The following is a 21,689-nucleotide window of genomic DNA, read 5'->3' as shown; positions in this document are numbered from 1 at the left end:
GGTGGTGGGGGTGCGGGCCGCCGGCGGGCACGCGGTGGTGCCCGCCGGCGCCTGGGGACAGCGGTGGGCTCAGGCCGTGGAGCACCGCGCGCCGTTGAGGGTGAAGCCGGACGCGGCCGCGCTGTCACCGGTGTGCGTGGCCTGCAGGCCGATCGAGATCGAGCTGTTCGGCGGGATCTGGCCGTTGTAGCCGACGTTGCTCGCCGTCACGGCGCCGCTGGCCGGCGCGTAGCTCGCGCTCCAGCCGCCGGTGATGGTCTGCCCGCCGGGCAGCGTGAAGCCGAGCTGCCAGCCGTTGATGGCGGTGGCCGACGTGTTGGTGATGGTGATCGTCTCGGTCAGGCCGTTGTTCCAGGCGTTGACCGAGACCGTGACCGCGCATCCGTCCGTGGGAACGGGCGTGGTCGTGGTCGTGGTGGTGGTGGTCGTCGTCGTGGTTGTAGTGGTCGTGGTCGTCGTCGGTGGCGCGTCCAGACCGAGGAACGAGATCGCGTACGCGAGCATCCCCGACTGCGGCAGGTCGTGCCCGACGCCCTGGATGCTCACGCCCTCGACGGTCGCGGCGGTGCCGGTCGCGCCGTACCGGGTGCGGGTCCAGTTCTGCCGCGGCTGGTCGGTGAACGCCGGGGTGCGGCTCAGCCCGTGGAGGTTGGTCCACTGGTCGAGCTCCTCGCCGAAGTTCGGGTACGCCAGCGTGGTGTCGTTCGTGCCGTGCCACAGCTGCATCCGCGGGTAGCGCCCGGTGTAGCCGGGGTACATCGCCCTGGCCTGGTCACCCCACTGCTGCGGGGTCTTCAGCAGGGTGCCGCCGGAGCACTGGCTGTTCCACAGCGACCCGTTGGTCGTGGCGAAGCAGCCGGCCGGCACGCCGGAGAACGCCGACCCCGCGCTGAACACGTCCGGGTACTCGGCGGCCAGCACGTTGGTCATCATCGCGCCGGAGGAGAAGCCGGCGACGACGATGCGCGCCGGGTCGACGTTGTAGGCCTGCCGCGCGTGCGCGACCATCGACATGATGCCGGTGGAGTCGCTGCCCCCGTTGCGGCGCAACGCACCGGCGGTCGCCACGTCGAAGCAGCGGCCCTCCCGGGTGGCCTCCGGGTAGACGATGACGTACCCGAGCCGGTCCGCCGCGGTGACGAAGTCGCGCCCGTTGCCGTTGTGCACGGCGCTGGCCGAACCGGTGCAGAAGTGCACCATCACGAGCAGCGCGGGTTTGGGGGCGACCCGGTCCGGGACGTACACGTACATGTTCAGGCCGGTCGGGTTGGCGCCGAAGTTCGTGACGCGGACCAGTGAGGCGGCCTGCGCGGGCTGGGGCACCAGGGAGACCGCGAGAGCGGCCAGCATCAGCAGCAGCACGGGCACGAGCGCGATGAGCCCGTACCTCCTCGAGTGCGCGCGAGCGGTCATGACGCACCGCACGTCAGGTCACTCGCCTTGGTGGCGGCGACGGTCTGGATCGTCGAGCACATGGTGTCCTCCGTGATCGGTTCTCGGACGGCGGAGCTCGTGCCGGCGGGACCGAACTGCCACCAGTTGAGGTTGAGCAGGTAGCCGCTGCCGCCGCTGAACCTCAGGTACAGGTCGCGGGTGCCGGTCAGGCCGCTCACCGGGCAGGTGACGGTGGTCCACGCCTGCCAGCCGCCCGTGTTGGGCACCGAGCACCGGCCGGCCAGGGCGCCCGTGGCGCTGCCGGAGCGGACCTCGATCGAGCTGCCCGCCACGGTGGAGGCCACCCGTGCGGTGAAGGTGGCGGCGCCGTTGCCGAACGCCACGTTCTTCAGCTTCACGTAGTCGCCGTTGTTGGTGTGGCTGAGGTTCAGCCCGCCCTCCGTGGTGACCTCGGTCTCGACACCGCTGCCCCACGCGACCGTCTCGCCCTCCTGGCGCACGTACGGGTTCAGCGTGTCCGCGGCCGGTGGCCCGGTGGTGCTCATGGAGAGCTGCGGGATGGTGCCGTCGGCGTTGTAGCTGAACTTCTCCACGGCCACGGACCGGGTGAAACCGCCGCCGCCCGGCAGCGCGCCGTTGTGGTAGAAGAAGTACGAGCCGCCCTTGAAGTCCACGATGCCGGGGTGGTTGGTGAACGCGCTGCCCTGCGTGGGCATCAGGGTGCCGCGGTACGTCCACGGACCGGTGGGGCCCGGCGCGGTCGAGTACCCGATGAACTCCGAGCAGCACTTCGCCGCGAAGACGTTGTAGTACTGGCCGTTGCGCTGGTACACCCAGGGCGCTTCCTCGTAGAGGGTCGGCCGCTTGGGGTCACCGGTGCGGGTGCCGAACCCGGCGGTGGTGAGCGGGATCTGGCTGACGCCGCCGGAGTAGGAGGTCATGTCGGCGTTCAGGCGGACGTACCAGAGGTTGGGGTTGCCCCAGTACAGGTAGGCCTGGCCGCTGCTGTCGATCATGACCGACGGGTCGATCTCGCCGTTCTCGACCAGCGGGCGGCCGAGCGCGTCGCGGAACGGGCCGGTGGGGCTGTCGGAGACGCCGACGCCGATCGCCATCCGGTTGGTGGCGCGGTTGACCACGGGGACGTACCAGTAGAACTTGCCGTTGCGCTCCACGGCCTGGCCGGCCCACGCGTCCTGCTTGGCCCAGCTGAACGTGCCGAGGTTCATGGGCGAGCCGTGGTCGGTCCAGTTGACCATGTCGGCCGACGAGAAGACCCGCCACTCCTTCATGGTGAACCAGGTCGAGCCGTCCTCGTCGTGTCCGGTGTAGAGGTAGACCCGTCCGTTGTGGACGAGCGGGGCCGGGTCGGCCGTGTAGATGTGCTGCACGATCGGGTTGTCCGCCCTCGCGGGGGCGGACACCGCCAGGAGCATGCCCGCCACCAGGGCGAGGTGCGTCCAGAACCTGCGTGTCGTGACCATTCTCGTCTCCCGAGGGCAGGGGAGGTCCCGCGGACCGGACTGCGCTTCCGGTCCGCGGAACCGTCCTCGGCTGCTGCGTGGTGCGGTGTCAGCTCGCGGCGCAGGCCGGGTTCAGACCCGAAGCGCTGCCGGTGCCCTGGAAACCGAACGTGGTCGACTGGCCGGCCGCGATGCTGCCGTTGTAGTCGACGTTGGTCCAGTTGACGGTTCCGCTGGTGCCGCTGCGGTTGGCGCTCCACGAACCGGTGATCGTGGCACCGTTGAGCGTCGTCGTGACACGCCAGCCGTTGAGGGCCGAGGAGCCCGCGGTGACCTTCACGTTGGCGACGAACCCGCCGTCCCACTGGTTGAGCTCCACCGAGGCGGTGCAGTCACCGACGGGATCGGGGCCGTTGCTGGTGGTCGTCGTCGTGGTGGTGGTCGTGGTCGTCACGCCGGGGCCACCCGAGTTCAGCGCGTCCAGCACCGAGTTGTACGCGGGCTTCTTCGCACCCGAGCCGGTGAACAGCAACGGGTTCTCGCCACCGCGCCACGAGTCGGTGTCGCGGATGCCCCACACCGTGATGCCGGTGCAGCGCGCGACGGCCATGCAGGCCCTGGTCACGGCACCGTAGGCGTTGGCCTGGTTGGAGCCCGCGATGTCCAGCTCGGTGATCTGGACGTCGACACCCAGGTCCGCGAAGCGCTTGATGTTGGCCTGGTAGTCCGACGGCGCGTTGTTCGTCAGGTGCGACTGGAGGCCGACGCAGTCGATCGGCACACCGCGGGCCTTGAAGTCGCGGACCATGTTGTAGATGCCCGTGGACTTCGCGTTGATGCCGTCGGTGTTGTAGTCGTTGTAGCAGAGCTTCGCGGCCGGGTCGGCCGCACGGGCCGCGCGGAACGCCGCCTCGATCCAGTCGTTGCCGGTGCGCTGCAGGTTGGAGTCGCGCCGGCCACCGCTGCCGCCGTCGGCGAACGCCTCGTTCACGACGTCCCAGGCGTAGATCTTGCCCTTGTAGTGGGTGGCGACCTGGGTGACGTGGTTGATGGCCGCCTGGCGCAGGTCCGAACCGCTGAGGTTCTGGGCCCAGCGCGGCTGCTGCTGGTGCCACAGCAGCGCGTGGCCGCGGACCCGCTTGCCGTTGCTGATGGCGTGGTTGAGGATGCGGTCGCCGCCGGAGTAGTTGAACTGACCGCGGTTGGGCTCGGTCGCGTCCCACTTCATCTCGTTCTCGGCGGTGACCATGTTGAACTCGGTGTTCAGGATGTTCACGTAGGTCGAGTCGCCGAGCTTCTGCGCCGCGACGGCGGTGCCGAAATAACGCCCGCTCTGAGCGGCGGCGGCACCGAGAGTGGTGGCCGCGTTCGCGGTGGCGGTGACGATCAGTGTCGCGCCGAGTGCCGCCGCGGCGACTGTCGAAACGATTGGCACAAGTGACACTGACCTCGATGTCAGTTTCATCGTCCACACTTTCGAAACTTGCCCGAATGCCGGGCGTGATGGGCAGGGCAGACAGTTCGCACGGGCGGAGCTCCGGTGCGCCAGTGCCGGGCTCGGTGCTGCGTGCGTCGGTGGTGTTGCCTTTGCTGTCAAGGAGTGTGGCAGTTGCATGTTCACGCTCACAAGAAGACGGCCGCAGTTTCCCGGCGAGATTGAGCTGAACGGGCTACAAAATGCAGGGAGCGCTCCCAGTCTGCTCATCGAATCTGTCGAACACGAATTGTTGAAGGGCTGTCGAACGCAAAGCGCTAAAGTTAACGCTCACATTTTTAGCGTTTGACCGGCCCTCGGCGGCGTGCCTACGGTGGTTCGAGTTCGGACGCACCTGCCGAGCGGAAATCACCCTTCGGTGGTTTGTGAGAGCGCTCTCACAATTGTTCGGCCCCATATCGCAACAGCAACGACGCTGCGAGGACCCCTGAATGAGAGCAACAGATCCCGCGCGCGCCGGCACGCCGGCCCGTGACCAGTCCCGCTCGTCCGGCACGCGGAGGCGCGCGGCGGGCGCCTGCGCGGCCGCGAGCGCACTCGTGGCCGGCACCGTCGCACTGGCGGTGAGCGGCGGCGCGTCCGTCAGCGCCGCGGAGTCGGCGTACTACGTCGACCCGTCGAGCTCCAGCGCCCGCTGGGTGGCGGCGAACCCCGGTGACTCGAAGGCGGCGGTGATCCGCGACCGGATCGCCTCCGTGCCCCAGGCGCGCTGGTACACCACCACGAACACCTCGACGGTCCGGTCGGAGGTCAGCTCCTTCGTGGGCGCGGCCGCCGCGGCCGGCAAGATCCCGATCCTGGTGGTCTACAACATCCCCAACCGCGACTGCGGCGGCGCCAGCGGCGGCGGGGCGCCCTCGCACCAGGCGTACCGGGCGTGGGTGGACGAGGTGGCGGCGGGCCTGGGCGGACGCCCGGCCGCGATCGTGCTGGAACCCGACGTCCTGCCGATCATGACGAGCTGCCAGAGCGCCGACCAGCAGAACCAGACCAAGGCCTCCATGGCCTACGCGGGCAAGAAGCTGAAGTCCGGTTCCTCCCAGGCCAAGGTGTACTTCGACATCGGCCACAGCGCGTGGCTGAACCCGTCGGAGGCCGCGAACCGCCTGCGCGCCGCGGACATCTCCAACAGCGCCGACGGCATCTCGACCAACGTGTCCAACTACCGCTCCACCTCCGACGAGGTGAACTTCGCCAAGAACGTGCTGAACGCGGTGGGCGACAGCAGGTTGAAGGCCGTCATCGACACCAGCCGCAACGGCAACGGCCCCGCGGGCAGCGAGTGGTGCGACCCCGCCGGGCGCGCCATCGGCACCCCCAGCACGGCCGCCACCGGCGACGGCAAGATCGACGCGTTCCTGTGGATCAAGCTGCCCGGCGAGTCCGACGGCTGCATCGCCCCGGCCGGCCAGTTCGTGCCGCAGCGCGCCTACGACCTGGCGATGGCGGCGGGCCCGATCACCACGACCACCACGACGACCACGACCACGACGACGACCACCGGCGGCAACCCCGGCGGCGGCTGCCGTGCCACCCACCGCCTGCTCAGCTCGTGGCAGGGCGGCTACAGCGCCGAGGTCGTGGTCGAGAACCGCGGTGCCGCGGTCAACGGCTGGACCTTCACCTTCTCCGCACCCGGCGTCACCGTGACGCAGGGCTGGAGCGGCCAGTGGAGCGACGGCGGCGACGTGGTCACCGTGACCAACGCGTCGTGGAACGGCTCCATCCCGTCCGGCGGCCAGGCCGTCATCGGGTACAACGCGAACCACACGGGGTCCACGCCGCCGTTCCAGGCGCCGGCGCTGAACGGAGCTGCCTGCTCCTCCTGACGTTCCTCGGGCAGGGAACCGGTTCCCCGTCACGGCCCACACCCCGGCCGTGGCGGGGACTGCCGTCTCCCGCGCGAGCACGCCAGCTGGGCAGGACTGGGCGTCACGCACGATCTTCCTCTCCCGGCTCGATGCGGGGACCGGACGGCGCCGGCCCCCGCACCCACCGCGCGGCCCCTCAGTCGCGCAGCGTCCACTTCTGGTTCGTGCCGCCGTGGCACGTCCAGAGCTGCACCAGCGTCCCGTTCGCCGTGCCGTTGGCGCTGGCGTCCAGGCACAGCCCGGACTGCGCACCGGCGATGCTGCCGTCGGCGTTGACGTTCCACTGCTGGTTCAGGCCGCCGGTGCAGTCCCACAGGATCACCGCGGTGCCGTTCACCGTGCCCTGGCCGGAGGCGTCGAGGCACTTGCCGCCGAGCGTGAGCTGCCGGCCCGTGGTGTGGTTCCAGCGCTGGTTCGTGCTGCCGGTGCAGTCCCAGAGCCGGGCCCTGGTGTTGTTGCTGACCGCGGCGACGTCCAAGCAGCGGCCCGACTGGGTGCCGACGACCGTCACGTTCTGCCGGCCGCCGCCACCGGTGCCGGTCGGACCGGCGTTCGCGATCACCGCCTGAGCACCGGCCGGCCAGTTGCCGTTCGAGACGACCACGTTGCCGGAGACGGTGTTGCCGCGGTCGCCGTTGGTGATGTTGGTGCTGTTGTTGGTGGACCAGTTGTTGCTCACGGTCCAGTTGCCCATGTTCTCGCCGCCCCAGTAGTTGGCGGTGGCCCACGTGCCGGTGTTGGAGAAGACGTTGCCGGTGGCGCGGTAGTACTTCGAGCCCTCGTCGAAGTACAGGCCGAACCAGCCGTTGGTGCGCAGGCAGTGGTTGCCGCTGATCTCGGCGTTCGGGTTCCACCCGAGCGTGTAGATGCACCCGCCGTCGGTCATCTGCTGCATCACGTCGTGCACGTAGTTGTTGAGCAGCCGGTTGTTCGCCGCGGTGGTGGGCGTCGAGTAGCGCGGCTGGTAGTTGTACAGGCCGCGGTTGGCGTAGTGGTTGCTGCCGCCCGCGTCGTTGGCGCCCCAGCCGTAGCCCAGGGACAGGCCCGAGTACGGCAGGTTGTAGATCTCGTTGTTCGCCACGGTCGCGCCGTTGACGTAGGTGTTGAGCACCGACACGTTGCCGCGGTACTCGACGGCGATGTCGTGGATGCGGTTGTGGCTCACCGTGATGTCCCGGTTGACCATCCGCTGGTCACCGGGGTGGTGGGCATCCGCCCGCACGCCGCCGACGACCACGCCGCCCGCCGAGGTCCTGGCGATCTCCGAACGGGTCACGGTGATGCCGGACGCGCCCAGGCCGACGCCGCTCGCGTGGGCGTTGGCGTCGTTGCCGATGCCGATCGCGGTCTGGCCGAGGTTGAAGAACCTCGAGTCGGTGAACGTGATGCCGCTGGCCGCCGACACCTGCACCGCCGCGGGCATCTGCGCCCAGTTCGGCCGCGCCGCCTCGAACTGCGCGCAACCCTGCTGGCAGGAGTTGATCCGGTCGGCGGGCCAGTTCTGGTTGCCCGTCATGAACGCGCCGGTCTGCTGGTCGGCGAAGCCCTGGTTGCTGCTCGGGCCGAGCCACGACGTGCCGGTGAACGTGATGCCGGCGAACGTGATGTTCCGCGCGGGCGCGTCGTAGGTGCCACCGACGTTGACCAGCGACTGCAGGGCCGGCAGTTCGACGCTGGTGCTGCTCATGCTCTGGCCGGACAGCGGGATGTAGTAGAGCGTGCCGGTGCCGGTGTTGAGGTACCACTCGCCCGGCGAGTCGAGGAGCTCGTAGGCGTTGGCCAGGTACAGCGGGCCCGCCCGGTGCGGCTTGCTGAGCGTGTCGTAGCCGAAGGTGTTGTTGTTCCACGCGGGCTGCTGCATCGTCAGGAAGTTGCCGCTGATGCTCTGCACCGGCGAGTACCGGTCGGTGAACGAGTTGACGCTCTCCACTTCGACCCGGCTCTGGTTCGCGAGGGTGTTGAGGTAGTTCAGCGCGCTGTTGGAGAAGCGCATGCCCGTGTCGGTGAACGTGAAGTCCGCGCGGTTGAGCTGCGTGCGCGCGCGGGTGGCGATCGCGCCGTTGACGTAGAGCTGGCGGGCGTCGAGGCCCGTGCCGACGTCGGCCCGCCAGATGTTCTTTCCGGAGTCGGCGACGGTCCAGCCGGTCACGGCCCTCGACCCGCTGATCACCGGCCGCGCGGACGCCGCGGCCTGCCACAGCACCCGGTAGCCGTTCGTGCCGGAGTCGGCCGCGGTGAAGCGCAACGGCTGGGAGAGCCGGTACGTGCCGTCGGCGAGCTCCACGACGATGTCGCCGGTCATCGAGCCGGTGCGGGACCGCACCGCCGCCTGGGCCGCCGGCAGCGCGCACGGCTCGGTCGCGGTGCAGCTGGTGCCGGTGCCCGTGGGGGAGGCGTGGAGCGTGGTGGTCGCCGCGGTGGCAGGGGGAGCGGTGACGAGCGCGGCGACCACTGCCGCCGTGAGCGCGACCGCGCTCCGCCGGCGCGCTGTGGGGGACGTGGACAAGGGACCTCCTCGTGCAGGGGCGTGGCCTGGTCACCCTCCCGTTGCGGCGACGGGCGGAGTGATGTCCGGTGTGGACGGAGACGTGGCTGAGACGTGGAACGACCCGGCGGGTGGCCGCGGCCCCGGCTGGCGCACCAGGGGCCACGGACGTGGTGTCAACACCCGCGTCCGGAAACAGATCGGAACGTAACTCGTATGACGTGTGACGTCAATGGTGTTACGTATACTGTCGGATCGCCGTCAACGACGTCGTGGAGCGCAACGGAGGCCAGATGTCAGCGACACGTTCGCAGCCGGAGCCGGTCACCACCGCGCCTCCCGGCTGGACGCGGCGACCGGCGAACCTGGCCGCGGCGGTGACCGCCGAGCTGGTGCAGCGGGTCGTGCGCGGCAGCTACCCGCCGGGGACGACGCTGCCCCCGGAACCGGTGCTGTGCGAGACGTTCTCGGTGAGCCGGACGGTGATCCGCGAGGCGGTCAAGATCCTCCAGGAGAAGGGGCTGGTCCGGGTCCGCCAGGGCGCGGGCACCACGGTCACCCAGCAGGCGCAGTGGAACATGCTCGACGAGCTGGTCCTCGCCGCCACCATCGCCGAGGACGAGACGCTCGCGATCCTCGACGACGTCGTCGTGACCCGGCGGCTGCTGGAGTCCGACATGGCCCAGGTCGCCGCGCTCACGGCCGGGCAGGACGTGCTGGACCGGTTGCGGGAGCTGGTCGACCGGATGGACGAGCTGGTCGACGACACCGCGACCTACGAGCAGCACGACCGGCAGTTCCACGACACGATCATGCAGGCCTCCGGCAACCGCATCGCCCGCGGTGTCGTGCGTTCGCTGGAGGGGCAGGTCATCAACTCGTCCGGCTACCAGGGCAAGAGCGGCCGGGACATGTGCAAGGCCTCCAACCGCGGCCACCGCCGCATCTACGAGCGCATCGCCGCCCACGACGCACCCGGCGCCGCGGCGGCGATGTTCACCCACATCACCGAGGCGTGGCTGGTGCGCCGCGGTGCCGCCGGCGACCCCGGCCGGCTGAAGCGCTAGGCGGGCGCCCGCCGCCGGTCCCTCCGCCAGGACCGGTCGGCGAACGCCCGGTGTGAAGACGTGTGACCACGAGCATTTCGTGCAACCTCCCGACCGGGCCAACGCGGTCGGGGCCCGTACTGCGACGGGAGGCGGATCCGGAGTGGGACGAACGCGCGTGACACTGGCCGACGTGGCGGCGGCGAGCGGGGTGTCGGTCACCACCGCCTCGCTCGTCCTGACCGGCAGAGCACGGGAGCTGCGCATCTCCGAGGCCGCCGAGCGCAGGGTGCGCTCCACGGCGCAGGAGCTGGGCTACCGGCGCGGCAGCACCCTCGCGGCGGGCCAGCGCACCGGCCGGTCGCAGACGATCGGCTTCGTGTCCGACGCGGTGGCCTCCTCCGGCCTCGCGGGCGACATGGTGCGCGGTGCCGCGGACGCGGCCTACCAGAACGGTTTCATGCTGTTCGTCGGCGAGTCCGGCGGTGACCCGGTGGTGGAGCGGTCGCTGGTCGAGGCGATGCGCGACCGGCGTGCGGACGGCGTCATCTTCGCCGCCATGCACACCAGGGCCATCGTGGTGCCCGACAGCGTGCACGACGGCCCCGCCGTGCTGCTCAACGCCACGGCGTGGACCAGGACGCGGGCGCCGTCGGTGGTGCCCGACGAGCTGCAGGCCGGTCGCTCGGCGGCGCTGGTGCTGGTCGAGGCCGGGCACGACCGGGGCGTGCACCTGATCGGCGCCGGACCCGGTGCCTACGACGTGCCGCCGAACAGCATCGCGGCGGTGGAACGGCTCCTCGGGCTGCGCGACGTGTTCACCGCGGCCGGGGTCGAGGTGGCCGGCGCCCACCGCTGTCCGAAGTGGACACCGGAGTACGGCTACGAGGCCACCCGCGCCCTGCTGCGCAGGCACTGCCCGAAGGCGCTGGTGTGCTTCAACGACCGGCTGGCGTTCGGCGCCTACCAGGCGCTCGCCGAGGCCGGGCTCTCGGTGCCCGGCGACGTCTCGGTGATCGGCTTCGACGACCACCCGGTCGCCTCGTGGATGCGGCCCCGGCTGACCACGGTCGCGCTGCCGCACCACGAGCTCGGCGCGAAGGCGGTCGCGGTGCTGGTGGACGTGGTGGAACGGCGGGGTCGCGACGCCCGCGCGCCGATGGTCCACCGGGTGCCGATGCCGGTGCGCGAGGGGGGATCGGTGGCCGCTCCGCGTCGTTGACGGAGGGCTCAACGGTCGATGTGTGCGTTAACAGTGCTTGGCTCGATCGAATGAAATTCGACGGCTTCTCGTGGGTGAAGCTAAAGGTTAACGCTCACAACTTTAGCTTTGACCGGCTGTGACGGCCTGGTTACATTGGCCGGAGTCGGACCCCTGCCGCGGACCGCTCGTCAGCGACGACGCAGGGAGACCACGGGCCTGCCACCCCGGTCTCCCGGGAAGGCCCACCCATGCCGAGCCCGCTCACCGCCCTGTGCGCAGCCGCGCTCGCCGTCCTGCTGGCGGCACCGCCTGCGGCGGCCGAGGAGTCCACGTCGCCTGGCCAGTCCACTGTGGACGTCGCGGCGGACCCGGTGCGGGTCATGCCGCTCGGTGACTCCATCACCCAGGGCGGTTCGATCGGCGGCTACCGGCTCGACCTGGGGGCGAAGCTGCGGGCCGACGAGCGGTCCGTCGACTTCGTCGGGTCACTGGCCGACGGCCCGTCCTCGATGCCCGACCGCAACCACGAGGGCCACCCCGGCTGGACCATCGCGCAGGTCGACGCGAACGTCGTGAACTGGCTGCGCACCTACACACCGCGCACGGTTCTGCTGCACATCGGCACCAACGACATGTACGGCAGCGATCCGGGCGGTGCGCCGCGGCGGCTGTCCGCGCTGGTCGACAAGATCATCGCGCAGGCGCCGAACGCGGAGGTGTTCGTCTCGACGATCATCCCGATCCGGTTCGCCGACGCCACCGTGCGCGGCTACAACGCGGCGATCGTGCCGTTGCTGCGCGCGAAGGCGGCGGCGGGCAAGCGGGTGCACGTCGTGGACATGTACCCGTCGGTCCCGATCTCGGACCTGCCCGACGGCATCCACCCGAACGCCGCCGGCTACGCCAAGATGGCGGCCACCTGGTTCACCGCGCTGCGCTCGGTGCCGGGCAGCGTCGGCGACCCGCAGCAACCGCAGCCCGGCGGATCGTGCACGGCCACCGCCCAGGTCACCGGCACCTGGAACGGCGGCTTCCAGGCCGAGGTGACCGTCGCCAACCCCACCGCCACCGCGCTGACCGGGTGGACCGTCCGGTTCACGCTCCCCGGCGGCCACACCATCTCCCAGCTCTGGGGCGGTACCGCCAGCGGCGTGGTGAACGTCACCAACGCCCCCTACAACGGCGCGCTCGCCCCCGGCGCCACCACCACGTTCGGCTTCCTCGCCTCCGGGTCCGGTGCGCCCTCGGTCGGCACCGCCACCTGCGCGTGACCCGGCCGGTCCCTCCCTCCGACGTCGAAGGGTGATCATGTTCCTCGTACGACGACTGTTCTCCTCCCGCAGAGCCCGGCTCACCGCGCTCACCGCGGTGCCGCTGCTGGCGGTGACCGCGCTGACCGCGGTCGCGCTGCCGCCCGCCTCGGCCGCCCCCGGCTGCTCGGTCACCTACTCCGCACCGTCGCAGTGGGACGGCGGGTTCACCGCGAACGTCAGCGTCACCAACCTCGGTGACGCGGTCGACGGCTGGACGCTGACCTGGAGCTACGACGCGGGGCAGAAGGTGTCGCAGGCCTGGAACGCCCAGGTGACCCAGTCCGGCGCCGACGTCACCGCGCGCAACGTCGCCTACAACGCGCAGATCGGCACCGGCGGCAAGGTCGAGTTCGGGTTCAACGGGACCGCGTCCGGCACGAACTCCCCGAACCCCACCGCGTTCACCCTCAACGGCACGCTGTGCACCGGTGACGTCGGCCCCACGACCACCACGACGACGACGACCACCACGTCGGACAACCCGCCGGTCGGGAACCTGCCGTCGAGCTTCCGCTGGTCCTCCGGCGGTGCGCTGATCTCGCCGAAGCCGGACTCCGCGCACCCGAGGGTGTACTCGGTCAAGGACCCGAGCATCGTCTACCACAACGGCAAGTACCACGTGTTCGCGTCGGTCTACACGACCGGCTACAACATCATGTACACGAGCTTCACGGACTTCTCGCAGGCGTCCTCGGCACCGCACTACTACCTGGACCGCACGGCTGTGGGCACCGGGTACAAGGCCGCGCCGCACGTGTTCTACTTCGCGCCCCAGCGCCTGTGGTACCTCGTGTACCAGACGGGCTCGAACGCGTCGTACTCCACGACCACGGACATCTCGAACCCGTCCTCGTGGTCGGCGCCGAAGAACTTCTACGCGGGCGGCATGCCGCAGATCATCCGCGACAACATCGGCAACGGCTACTGGGTCGACTTCTGGGTCGTCTGCGACACCGCCAAGTGCTACCTGTTCTCCTCCGACGACAACGGCCACCTGTACCGCTCGGAGACGACGCTCGCCCAGTACCCCAACGGGTTCACCAACACCGTGATCGCGATGCAGGACTCCAACCGCAACCGGTTGTTCGAGGCGTCCAACGTCTACAAGATCGCGGGCAAGAACCAGTACCTGCTGGTGCACGAGGCGATCGGCTCGGACGGCCGGCGCTGGTTCCGCACCTGGACCGCACCGGCGATCACCGGCCCGTGGACCCCGCTGGCCGCGGAGGAGTCGAACCCGTTCGCCCGCGCGAGCAACGTGACGTTCCCCGGTGGGCAGTGGACGCGTGACATCAGCCACGGCGAGATGATCCGCTCCGGTGTGGACCAGACGATGGAGATCAGCCCGTGCCAGCTGAAGTTCCTCTACCAGGGCATGGACCCCAACGCGGGTGGTGACTACAACCAGCTGCCCTGGAAGCTCGGCCTGCTGACGCAGACCAACTCGACCTGCTGACCGCCCCCCAGCCGGACGCCGCCGGACACCCGCCCCGGCGGCGTCCTCCCACTGCCGCAGAACCGCCCACACCCTCCCTGTCCGAGAGAAGGCAACGATGCCCACCCGGTCGAGAAGACTGGCGCACCTCGCCGCCGCCCTGCTGACCGCGGTCGCCGCCGTCACGGCGAGCCAGGTCACCGCGTCCCCCGTCGTCGCCGCGCCCGGCAGCCCGGCGCTCACCCCGCCGCTGGGCTGGAACAGCTGGAACAGCTTCGGCTGCGGCATCACCGAGGGCCAGGTCCGCCAGGCCGCGGACGCGATGGTGTCCTCCGGCATGCGCGACGCCGGCTACCAGTACGTGGTCGTGGACGACTGCTGGTTCGACCCGCAACGCGACTCCGCGGGCAACCTGCGGGCGCACCCGTCGAAGTTCCCCAGCGGGATGAAGGCGCTGGGCGACTACATCCACTCGCGCGGCCTGAAGTTCGGCATCTACCAGGCGCCGAACGAGAAGACGTGCGCGCAGGGCGTCGGCACGCACCCCGGTTCGACCGGCAGCAAGGGCCACGAGGCCCAGGACGCCCGCTCGTTCGCGTCCTGGGGCGTGGACTACCTGAAGTACGACTGGTGCTCGGGCAGCGGCACCCGCGACGAGCAGATCGCCCGCTTCACGATCATGCGCGACGCGCTGCGCGCCACCGGCCGCCCGATCGTCTACAGCATCAACTCCAACAGCTTCCACGCCCCTACCGGTGACAAGTACAACTGGGGCGAGATCGCCGACCTCTGGCGCACGACCGAGGACCTGCTGGACATCTGGCAGAACGGCAACGTCAACAGCTACCCCATGGGCGTGGGCAACGTCCTCGACGTCACCGCCCCGCTGGCAGCGCAGGCCGGTCCCGGCCACTGGAACGACCCCGACATGCTGGTCGTCGGCCGGCCGGGCCTCACGCTGACCGAGTCCCGCGCGCACTTCGCGCTGTGGGCGTTGATGGCCGCTCCGCTGATGGCGGGCAACGACATCCGCACCATGTCCGCGGACGTGAGCGCGGTGCTGCGCAACACCAGGCTGATCGCGGTCAACCAGGACGCGCTGGGCGCCGGTGGCCGACGGGTGCGCGACGACGGCAACACCGAGGTGTTCGCCAAGCCGCTGTCGGACGGCTCGGTCGCCGTGGGCCTGTTCAACCGGGGCGGCGGCACCGCGACGGTGTCCACCACGGCCGCCCAGATCGGCTTGTCCGGCAGCAGCTTCACGCTGACCGACCTGTGGACCGGTGGCACGTCGTCGACCTCCGGCGCGGTCTCCGCGTCCGTCCCGGCGCACGGCGTGGCCGCGTTCCGGGTGAGCGGCGGCAGCCCGGTGCAGTCGACCACCGCACGACTGCGCGGTGCGGGCTCGAACCGGTGCCTCGACGTGGAGAACAGCTCGACCGCGGCGGGCGCGAACGCCACGATCCAGGACTGCGCCACCGCCGCCAGCCAGCAGTGGACCAGCTGGGCGGGCGGTGAGGTGCGGGTGTTCGGCGACAAGTGCCTCGACGCCTACAACCAGGGCACCGCCAACGGCACGCGGGTCATCATCTGGCAGTGCAACGGCCAGGCCAACCAGCGCTGGACCGCGGAGGCCGACGGGTCGCTGCGCAACACCCAGGCCGGTCTGTGCCTGGACGTCGAACGGGCGGCGACCGCGAACGGCTCCCGGCTCGTGCTGTGGACCTGCAACGGCCAGTCGAACCAGAAGTGGAGCCGGTCATGAGGCGCGCACCGTACGCGGCCGCACTCGCCGCGGTCACCCTGGTGGCGGGCGGGCTCGCCGCGAGCACCGCGGCCCAGGCCGCACCCGGCTGTTCGGTGACCTACACCAAGACCTCCGAGTGGCAGGGCGGCTTCGGCGCGTCCGTGGCGATCACCAACACCGGTGACGCGATCAACGGCTGGACCCTCGAATGGACCTACGCCTCCGGTCAGCAGGTCGGGCAGCACTGGAACGCCGTGATCACGCAGAGCGGCGACCAGGTGAGTGCCCGCAACGCGTCGTACAACGGCTCCGTCCCCACCGGCGGCAAGGTGGACTTCGGCTTCAACGCGACGACGAGCTCGGCCAACCAGGACCCGGTGTCGTTCCGCCTCAACGGTACGACGTGCAACGACACCGGCACGACCACGACCACCACGACGACCACCACGACGACCACGACGACCACGCCCCGGCCGTCGTCGTTCACCAACCCGGTGCTGTGGCAGGACTTCGCGGACATCGACATCATCCGCGTGGACGACGCGTACTACTACTCGGCCTCCACGATGCACTACTCGCCGGGCGCGCCCGTGCTGCGCTCCTACGACCTGGTGAACTGGGAGTTCGCCGGCCACTCCGTGCCCAGGCTGGACTTCGGCAACAAGTACGACATGAACGGTGGCCGCGGCTACGTGCGGGGCATCTGGGCGTCGTTCCTGCAGCACCGCAAGAGCAACAAGACGTTCTACTGGGGCGGGTGCATCGACTTCGCCCAGACCCACATCTACACGGCCACCGCGGTCGACGGGCAGTGGGCCAAGCACGCCACCATTCCGAAGTGCTACTACGACGCGGGCATGCTCGTGGACGACAACGACACGATGTACGTCGCCTACGGCAACACCACGATCAGCGTCGCGCAGCTCTCGGCGGACGGGAAGTCCGAGGTCCGCTCGCAGCAGGTGTTCCAGACGCCGTCGAACATCGGCACGCTGGAGGGCGCCCGCTTCTACAAGCGCGGCGGCAACTACTACATCTGGCTGACCAGGCCCGCGAACGGCCAGTACGTGCTCAAGGCCTCCAGCCCGTGGGGCCCCTACACCGTCCAGCAGGTGCTGCTGAACATGCCGACCCCGATCCAGGGCGGCGGCGTGCCGCACCAGGGCGGCATGGTGCAGACGCAGAACGGTGACTGGTACTACATGGCCTTCGTGGACGCCTACCCCGGCGGCCGGGTGCCGGTGCTCGCCCCGATCACCTGGACCTCCGACGGCTGGCCGCGCATCACCACCGTCAACGGCGGCTGGGGCGTGAACTACCCGATGCCGAACCTGCCGGCACCACCGCGCCAGGTGAAACCGATGATCGGCGTGGACACGTTCCAGGGCACGAAGCTCGGCCCGCAGTGGGAGTGGAACCACAACCCCGACACCACGAAGTACAGCGTCGACAACGGCCTGCGGCTGTCCACCGCGACCGTCACCAACGACCTGTACAGCGCCCGCAACACCCTCACCCACCGCGTGCAGGGCCCGACCTCCACGGCCACCGTGGCGTTGGACGTGAGCGCGATGCGCGACGGCGACCGCAGCGGCCTGGCGATGCTGCGCGACTCCTCGGCGTGGATCGGCGTCAAGCGCGACGGCGGCCGCAACCGGGTGGTGATGGTCAACGGCCTGACCATGGACAGCAACTGGAACACCACCGGCACCGGCACGGAGGTCGCGAGCGCGGCGTTGTCCGGGACCCGGATCTGGTTGCGCGCCAACGCCGACATCAGACCCGGCAGCGGCAGGCAGGCCCGGTTCTCCTACAGCACCGACGGGGTGAACTTCACCTCGCTGGGCAGCGGGTTCACGTTGAAGAACGAGTGGCAGTTCTTCATGGGCTACCGGTTCGGCATCTTCAACCACGCGACCCAGGCACTGGGCGGGTCGGTGGGCGTGTCGAAGTTCGAGCTCACCACCCCCTGACCGGTCCGCCGCCCCCCGCACCCGTCCTGGCTCTGCTGCACCGACCAGCAGCTGCGAGGCGGGTGCGAGGGGCGCGGTGGTCAGGTGAGCTTCTCGAAGAAGAACTCGGGCGGTGGCCATGTCGCCGCCGGCTGAGGGCCCGCGCGTCACCCGTACGGCTGATCAACGACGCCGCGGCTGTCCGACGTGCATCCACGCGGCGTGCGCGCACGCCGCGTGGATGCACGCCCGGTCAGTCCACCGTGGACAGCCGGTAGACCGTCTCCTGGTGGTACACCTCGCCCGGCCGCAGCACGGTGCTGGGGAAGTCCGGCCGGTTCGGCGAGTCGGGGAAGTGCTGGGCCTCCAGCGCGAACCCGGCGCCGCGGTGGTAGGGCCGGCCGCCGGTGCCGACCAGCTCCGCGGTGAGGAAGTTGCCCGAGTAGAACTGCACGCCCGGCTCGGTGGTCCACATGGTCAGCCGCCGCCCGGACACCGGGTCGTCGGCCTGCGCGGCCAGGGCCGGCGGGTTGCCCGGCGCCCAGTCGTCGAGCACCCAGTTGTGGTCGTAGCCCCCGCCGAGGACGAGCTGCGGGTCGGGGCCGTCGACGCGGGCACCGATCGGCGTCGCCTCGCGGAAGTCGAACGGCGTCCCCTCGACCGGCACCGGGTCGCCCTGCGGGATCAGCGTGTCGTCGACCGGGCAGAACCGGCTCGCGTTGAGCCGCAGCGCGTGCCCGTACACGTCGCCGTTGCCCTCACCGGCCAGGTTCCAGTAGGTGTGGTTGGTCAGGTTCAGCACGGTGGGCGCGTTCGCGGTGGCCCCGTAGGTGATGGAGAGCCGGTTGTCGCGGCTCAGCCGGTAGGTGACCTCGGCGGACACCGTCGCCGGGAAGCCCTGGTCGCCCGCCGGGCTCACCAGCTCGAGCCGCAGTCCCACGCTGTCCGGTTCGTGCAGCTCGGTCGCGGACCACACCCTGGTGTCGAAGCCCGCCGGACCGCCGTGCAGCGTGTTCGGGCCGTTGTTGACGGGCAGGTGGTAGGTCGTGCCGTCGAGCGTGAACCTCCCGCCCGCGATCCGGTTCGCGTACCGGCCGACCAGCGCGCCCAGGAACACCCTGGACGCGCCCGGCCGGTTGTTCGCGGCATACTCGTCGAGCGAGGAGAACCCGAGCACGACGTTGCCGGGGACACCCCGGCGGTCCGGTGCCTCCACCGACTGGACCACGCCACCGAGGTCGAGCACCCGCACGGTCAGGCCACCCGGCCAGGCCAGGACGTACCGGTGCACGTCGGCGTCACCGAGCCGGCCGAACAGCTCACGGCCGAGCCCGGGCTCCCGCTGCGACATCGAACTCCTCTGGATCAGTTGAACAGGGCCCGGCAGTGCTGCTGCCGGATCCGCTGTGGTGCGACGCTCTCCGGGGTCGGCACGACCGGCTTGGTCGTGCCGACCCCGTCGAAGGTCATCTTGTCGGTCGTCGCCTCCCGGCGCACGCCGTCCCCGCCGGGGAGCGCCCGGTGCCCTCGATCCCAAGGAGGGTCAGGCGCGGCCGCGGCGCTTGGTCCACACGTCGTAGGCGACCGCCAGGAGCAGGACCAGGCCCTTCACGAGCATCACGCGCTCGCTGGGCGAGCCGATCAGCGACATGCCGTTGTTGATCACGCCCATGATCAGGCCGCCGGTGATGGCGCCGACCACCTTGCCGACACCGCCCTGCACCGCCGCGCCGCCGATGAACGCCGCCGCGATGGCGTCGAGCTCGAAGGACGCGCCCGCGGTCGGGCCCGCCTGGTTGAGCCGGCCCGCGAAGATCACACCGGCGAGCGCGGCCAGCGCGCCCATGTTGACGAACACCCAGAACGTGACGGCCTTGACCTTCACACCGGACAGCGTGGCGGCCTGCAGGTTGCCGCCGATCGAGTAGATGTGCCGTCCGAACACCGAGTTGCCGGCCATCAGCGAGTAGCCGAGCGTGAGCGCCGCGAGCAGCACCAGCACCCACGGCAGGTTGCGGAACCGGGCGAGCTGCACGACGACCGCCATCACGACGACGCCCACGCCCACGATCTTCAGCACGAACACCGGCATCGGGTCGACGGTCTGGCCGTACCCGAGGCGGGCGGACCGCTTGCGCCACTGCGACAACGCGAACCCGGCCACGCAGGCGAGCCCGGCGAGCAGGCTCACGAGGTCGGCGCCGCCCAGCGGGCCGAGGCCGATGTTGCCGAGGTAGCCGCCGGTGAACCCGTTGGACAGCGCCCGGATCTCGTCGGGGAACGGGCCGATGCCCTGGTTGCCCAGCGTGGACATGGTGAGCGCGCGGAACACGAGCATGCCCGCCAGCGTCACGATGAACGCGGGGATGCCGAAGTAGGCGATCCAGTAGCCCTGCGCCGCACCGATGAGCGCGCCGGCGAGCAGCGTCACCAGCACCGCGACCGGCCACGGCAGTCCCCACTGGACGGTCAGCACCGCGCAGATCGCTCCGGTCAGCGCCACCGTGGAGCCGACCGAGAGGTCGATGTGCCCACCGATGATCACCAGGATCATGCCGATCGCGAGGATCAGCACGTAGGAGTTCTGCACGATGATGTTCGAGATGTTCTGCGGCTGCAGCAGGTCGCCGCCGGTCAGCACGGTGAACAGCACGACGATCAACGCGAACGCGACGTAGATGCCCGACTGCCGCAGGTTGATCGAGAACCGCCGGGGCTGTGCTGCGGGCGCGGTGGCCGGAGCGGGCGCGGTCTTCGTGGTCATGAACCTTGTCCTCGCGTCATGTATTGCATCAGGCGTTCCTGCGTGGCCTCTTCGCGGCTCACCTCGCCGGTGATGCGGCCCTCCGACAGCGCGTACACGCGGTCGCACAGGCCGAGCAGCTCCGGCAGCTCCGAGGAGATCACCAGCACCGCGCGGCCCTGCGCTGCCAGGTCGTTGATGATCGAGTAGATCTCGTACTTGGCGCCGACGTCGATGCCGCGCGTCGGTTCGTCCAGGATCAGCACATCCGGGTCGGTGAACATCCACTTCGCCAGCACGACCTTCTGCTGGTTGCCGCCCGACAGCGTGCCGGTCGGCGTCGACACGGACGCGGTCCGGATGCCCATCGACCGCCGGAACCGCTCGGCGACCGAGTTCTCCTCGTTCTCGTTCACCCAGCCGCGGCGCGCGAGCTTGCCCAACGCGGCGGCGGAGACGTTGCGCTGCACGTTGTCGATCAGGTTGAGCCCGTAGCGCTTGCGGTCCTCGCTCACGTACGCGAGCCCGTGGTCGATCGCGGCGCGCACGGTGCGCGTGTCGATCTCCCGGCCTTCCTTGACCACGCGCCCGGAGATGCCCACGCCGTAGGAACGGCCGAACACGCTCATGGCGAGCTCCGTGCGACCGGCGCCCATCAGGCCGGCGAGACCGACGATCTCCCCGCGCCGCAACGACAGGGTGGCCCTGTCGACGACCACCCGGTCCGGCTGGGCGGGGCTGTGCACCGTCCAGTCCTCGATGCGCAGCACCTCCTCGCCGATGTCCGGCGTGCGCGGCGGGAACCGGTGCTCCAGGTCGCGCCCGACCATGCCCGCGATGATCCGGTCCTCGCTGAGGCCCTTCGCCGGCAACGTCTCGATCGTCTTCCCGTCGCGCAGCACGGTGACCGTGTCGGCGACCCTGGTGACCTCGCCCAGCTTGTGGGAGATGATCACCGAGGTGATGCCCTCGTCCCGCAGGCCGTCGAGCAGGTCGAGCAGGTGCTGCGAGTCGTCGTCGTTGAGCGCGGCGGTCGGCTCGTCCAGGATCAGGAGCTTGACCTCCTTGGACAGCGCCTTGGCGATCTCGACGAGCTGCTGCTTGCCGACACCGAGGTCGTCGACCCTGGTGGTCGGGTTCTCCCGCAGCCCCACCCGGTCGAGCAGCACCTGGGCCTCGTGGTTGGTGCGGTTCCAGTCGATGAGCCCGCGCCGCGCCCTCTCGTTGCCCAGGAACAGGTTCTCGGCGACGGAGAGCTGACCGCACAGCGCCAGCTCCTGGTGGATGATCACGATGCCGCGGCGCTCGCTGTCGCGCACCCCGTCGAACGCGCACGGCTCGCCCTCGAAGAGGATCTCCCCGTCGTACGTGCCGTGCGGGTGCACCCCGGACAGCACCTTCATCAGCGTGGACTTGCCCGCGCCGTTCTCCCCGCAGATCGCGTGGATCTCACCGCGCCGCACGGTCAGCGAGACCTCGTGCAGCGCGGTGACACCCGCGAACCTCTTGGTGATGCCGCGCATCACCAGGACGTCGTCGT

14 protein-coding genes are annotated in these 21,689 nt (G+C 70.2%); 7 read left to right on the top strand and 7 right to left on the bottom strand.

The window, feature by feature from the left end; genetic code table 11:
* Positions 1–69: 69 nt before the first annotated feature.
* From AB0A63_RS12870 to AB0A63_RS12860, 3 genes are all read right to left on the bottom strand, one after another.
* Positions 70–1,413 (bottom strand): PHB depolymerase family esterase, encoded by a 1,344-nt coding sequence (locus tag AB0A63_RS12870; RefSeq protein ID WP_360389368.1) that lies wholly within the window; start codon positions 1,411–1,413, stop codon positions 70–72.
* Positions 1,410–2,879, bottom strand: a complete 1,470-nt coding sequence (locus AB0A63_RS12865; RefSeq protein WP_360389365.1) for a glycoside hydrolase family 43 protein — start codon at positions 2,877–2,879, stop codon at positions 1,410–1,412. The genes AB0A63_RS12870 and AB0A63_RS12865 overlap by 4 nt, the downstream gene beginning before the upstream one ends.
* Before the next feature lie 88 nt (positions 2,880–2,967).
* Positions 2,968–4,323 (bottom strand): endo-1,4-beta-xylanase, encoded by a 1,356-nt coding sequence (locus AB0A63_RS12860; protein ID WP_360389362.1) that lies wholly within the window; start codon positions 4,321–4,323, stop codon positions 2,968–2,970.
* Positions 4,324–4,784: 461 nt separating this feature from the next.
* Here AB0A63_RS12860 and AB0A63_RS12855 point away from each other — a divergent pair, with 461 nt between their 5' ends.
* Entirely contained in the window at positions 4,785–6,182 is a 1,398-nt protein-coding gene (locus tag AB0A63_RS12855; RefSeq protein ID WP_360389359.1) for a glycoside hydrolase family 6 protein, read from the top strand.
* 178 nt (positions 6,183–6,360) lie between these two features.
* Here AB0A63_RS12855 and AB0A63_RS12850 read toward each other — a convergent pair whose 3' ends face one another.
* A complete protein-coding gene (locus AB0A63_RS12850; RefSeq protein WP_360389357.1) occupies positions 6,361–8,730 on the bottom strand; it encodes an RICIN domain-containing protein in 2,370 nt (789 codons plus the stop codon).
* A gap of 272 nt (positions 8,731–9,002) precedes the next feature.
* Here AB0A63_RS12850 and AB0A63_RS12845 point away from each other — a divergent pair, with 272 nt between their 5' ends.
* From AB0A63_RS12845 to AB0A63_RS12820, 6 genes are all read left to right on the top strand, one after another.
* Complete coding sequence (locus AB0A63_RS12845) at positions 9,003–9,776, top strand: FadR/GntR family transcriptional regulator (RefSeq protein ID WP_360389354.1); 774 nt, start codon at positions 9,003–9,005, stop codon at positions 9,774–9,776.
* A 157-nt stretch (positions 9,777–9,933) separates the two neighbouring features.
* The gene (locus tag AB0A63_RS12840) at positions 9,934–10,977 is read left to right on the top strand and encodes a LacI family DNA-binding transcriptional regulator (RefSeq protein ID WP_360389352.1); all 1,044 of its coding nucleotides are present in this window, start codon (positions 9,934–9,936) and stop codon (positions 10,975–10,977) included.
* A 230-nt stretch (positions 10,978–11,207) separates the two neighbouring features.
* Complete coding sequence (locus tag AB0A63_RS12835; protein WP_360389349.1) at positions 11,208–12,230, top strand: GDSL-type esterase/lipase family protein; 1,023 nt, start codon at positions 11,208–11,210, stop codon at positions 12,228–12,230.
* A gap of 37 nt (positions 12,231–12,267) precedes the next feature.
* Positions 12,268–13,728, top strand: coding sequence for a non-reducing end alpha-L-arabinofuranosidase family hydrolase (locus tag AB0A63_RS12830; RefSeq protein ID WP_360389346.1), 1,461 nt, complete (start codon positions 12,268–12,270; stop codon positions 13,726–13,728).
* 97 nt (positions 13,729–13,825) lie between these two features.
* Entirely contained in the window at positions 13,826–15,472 is a 1,647-nt protein-coding gene (locus AB0A63_RS12825; RefSeq protein ID WP_360389344.1) for a ricin-type beta-trefoil lectin domain protein, read from the top strand.
* Positions 15,469–17,427 (top strand): family 43 glycosylhydrolase, encoded by a 1,959-nt coding sequence (locus AB0A63_RS12820; RefSeq protein ID WP_360389341.1) that lies wholly within the window; start codon positions 15,469–15,471, stop codon positions 17,425–17,427. Before AB0A63_RS12825 ends, AB0A63_RS12820 begins: the two co-directional genes overlap by 4 nt.
* 232 nt (positions 17,428–17,659) lie before the next feature.
* On the opposite strand, the gene AB0A63_RS12815 is transcribed toward AB0A63_RS12820, so the two are convergent.
* From AB0A63_RS12815 to mmsA, 3 genes are all read right to left on the bottom strand, one after another.
* Positions 17,660–18,757: an aldose epimerase family protein gene (locus AB0A63_RS12815; protein WP_360389338.1), complete on the bottom strand. Its 1,098-nt coding sequence runs from the start codon at positions 18,755–18,757 to the stop codon at positions 17,660–17,662.
* Positions 18,758–18,949: 192 nt separating this feature from the next.
* Positions 18,950–20,170, bottom strand: coding sequence for a multiple monosaccharide ABC transporter permease (gene mmsB, locus AB0A63_RS12810; RefSeq protein ID WP_360389336.1), 1,221 nt, complete (start codon positions 20,168–20,170; stop codon positions 18,950–18,952).
* Entirely contained in the window at positions 20,167–21,672 is a 1,506-nt protein-coding gene (mmsA, locus tag AB0A63_RS12805) for a multiple monosaccharide ABC transporter ATP-binding protein (protein WP_360389857.1), read from the bottom strand. The genes mmsB and mmsA overlap by 4 nt, the downstream gene beginning before the upstream one ends.
* Positions 21,673–21,689: the final 17 nt, after the last annotated feature.

It is taken from the genome of Lentzea sp. NPDC042327 (assembly GCF_040647275.1).
Lineage (GTDB): Bacteria > Actinomycetota > Actinomycetes > Mycobacteriales > Pseudonocardiaceae > Lentzea.
This window is presented reverse-complemented; position numbering and strand designations above follow the sequence as displayed.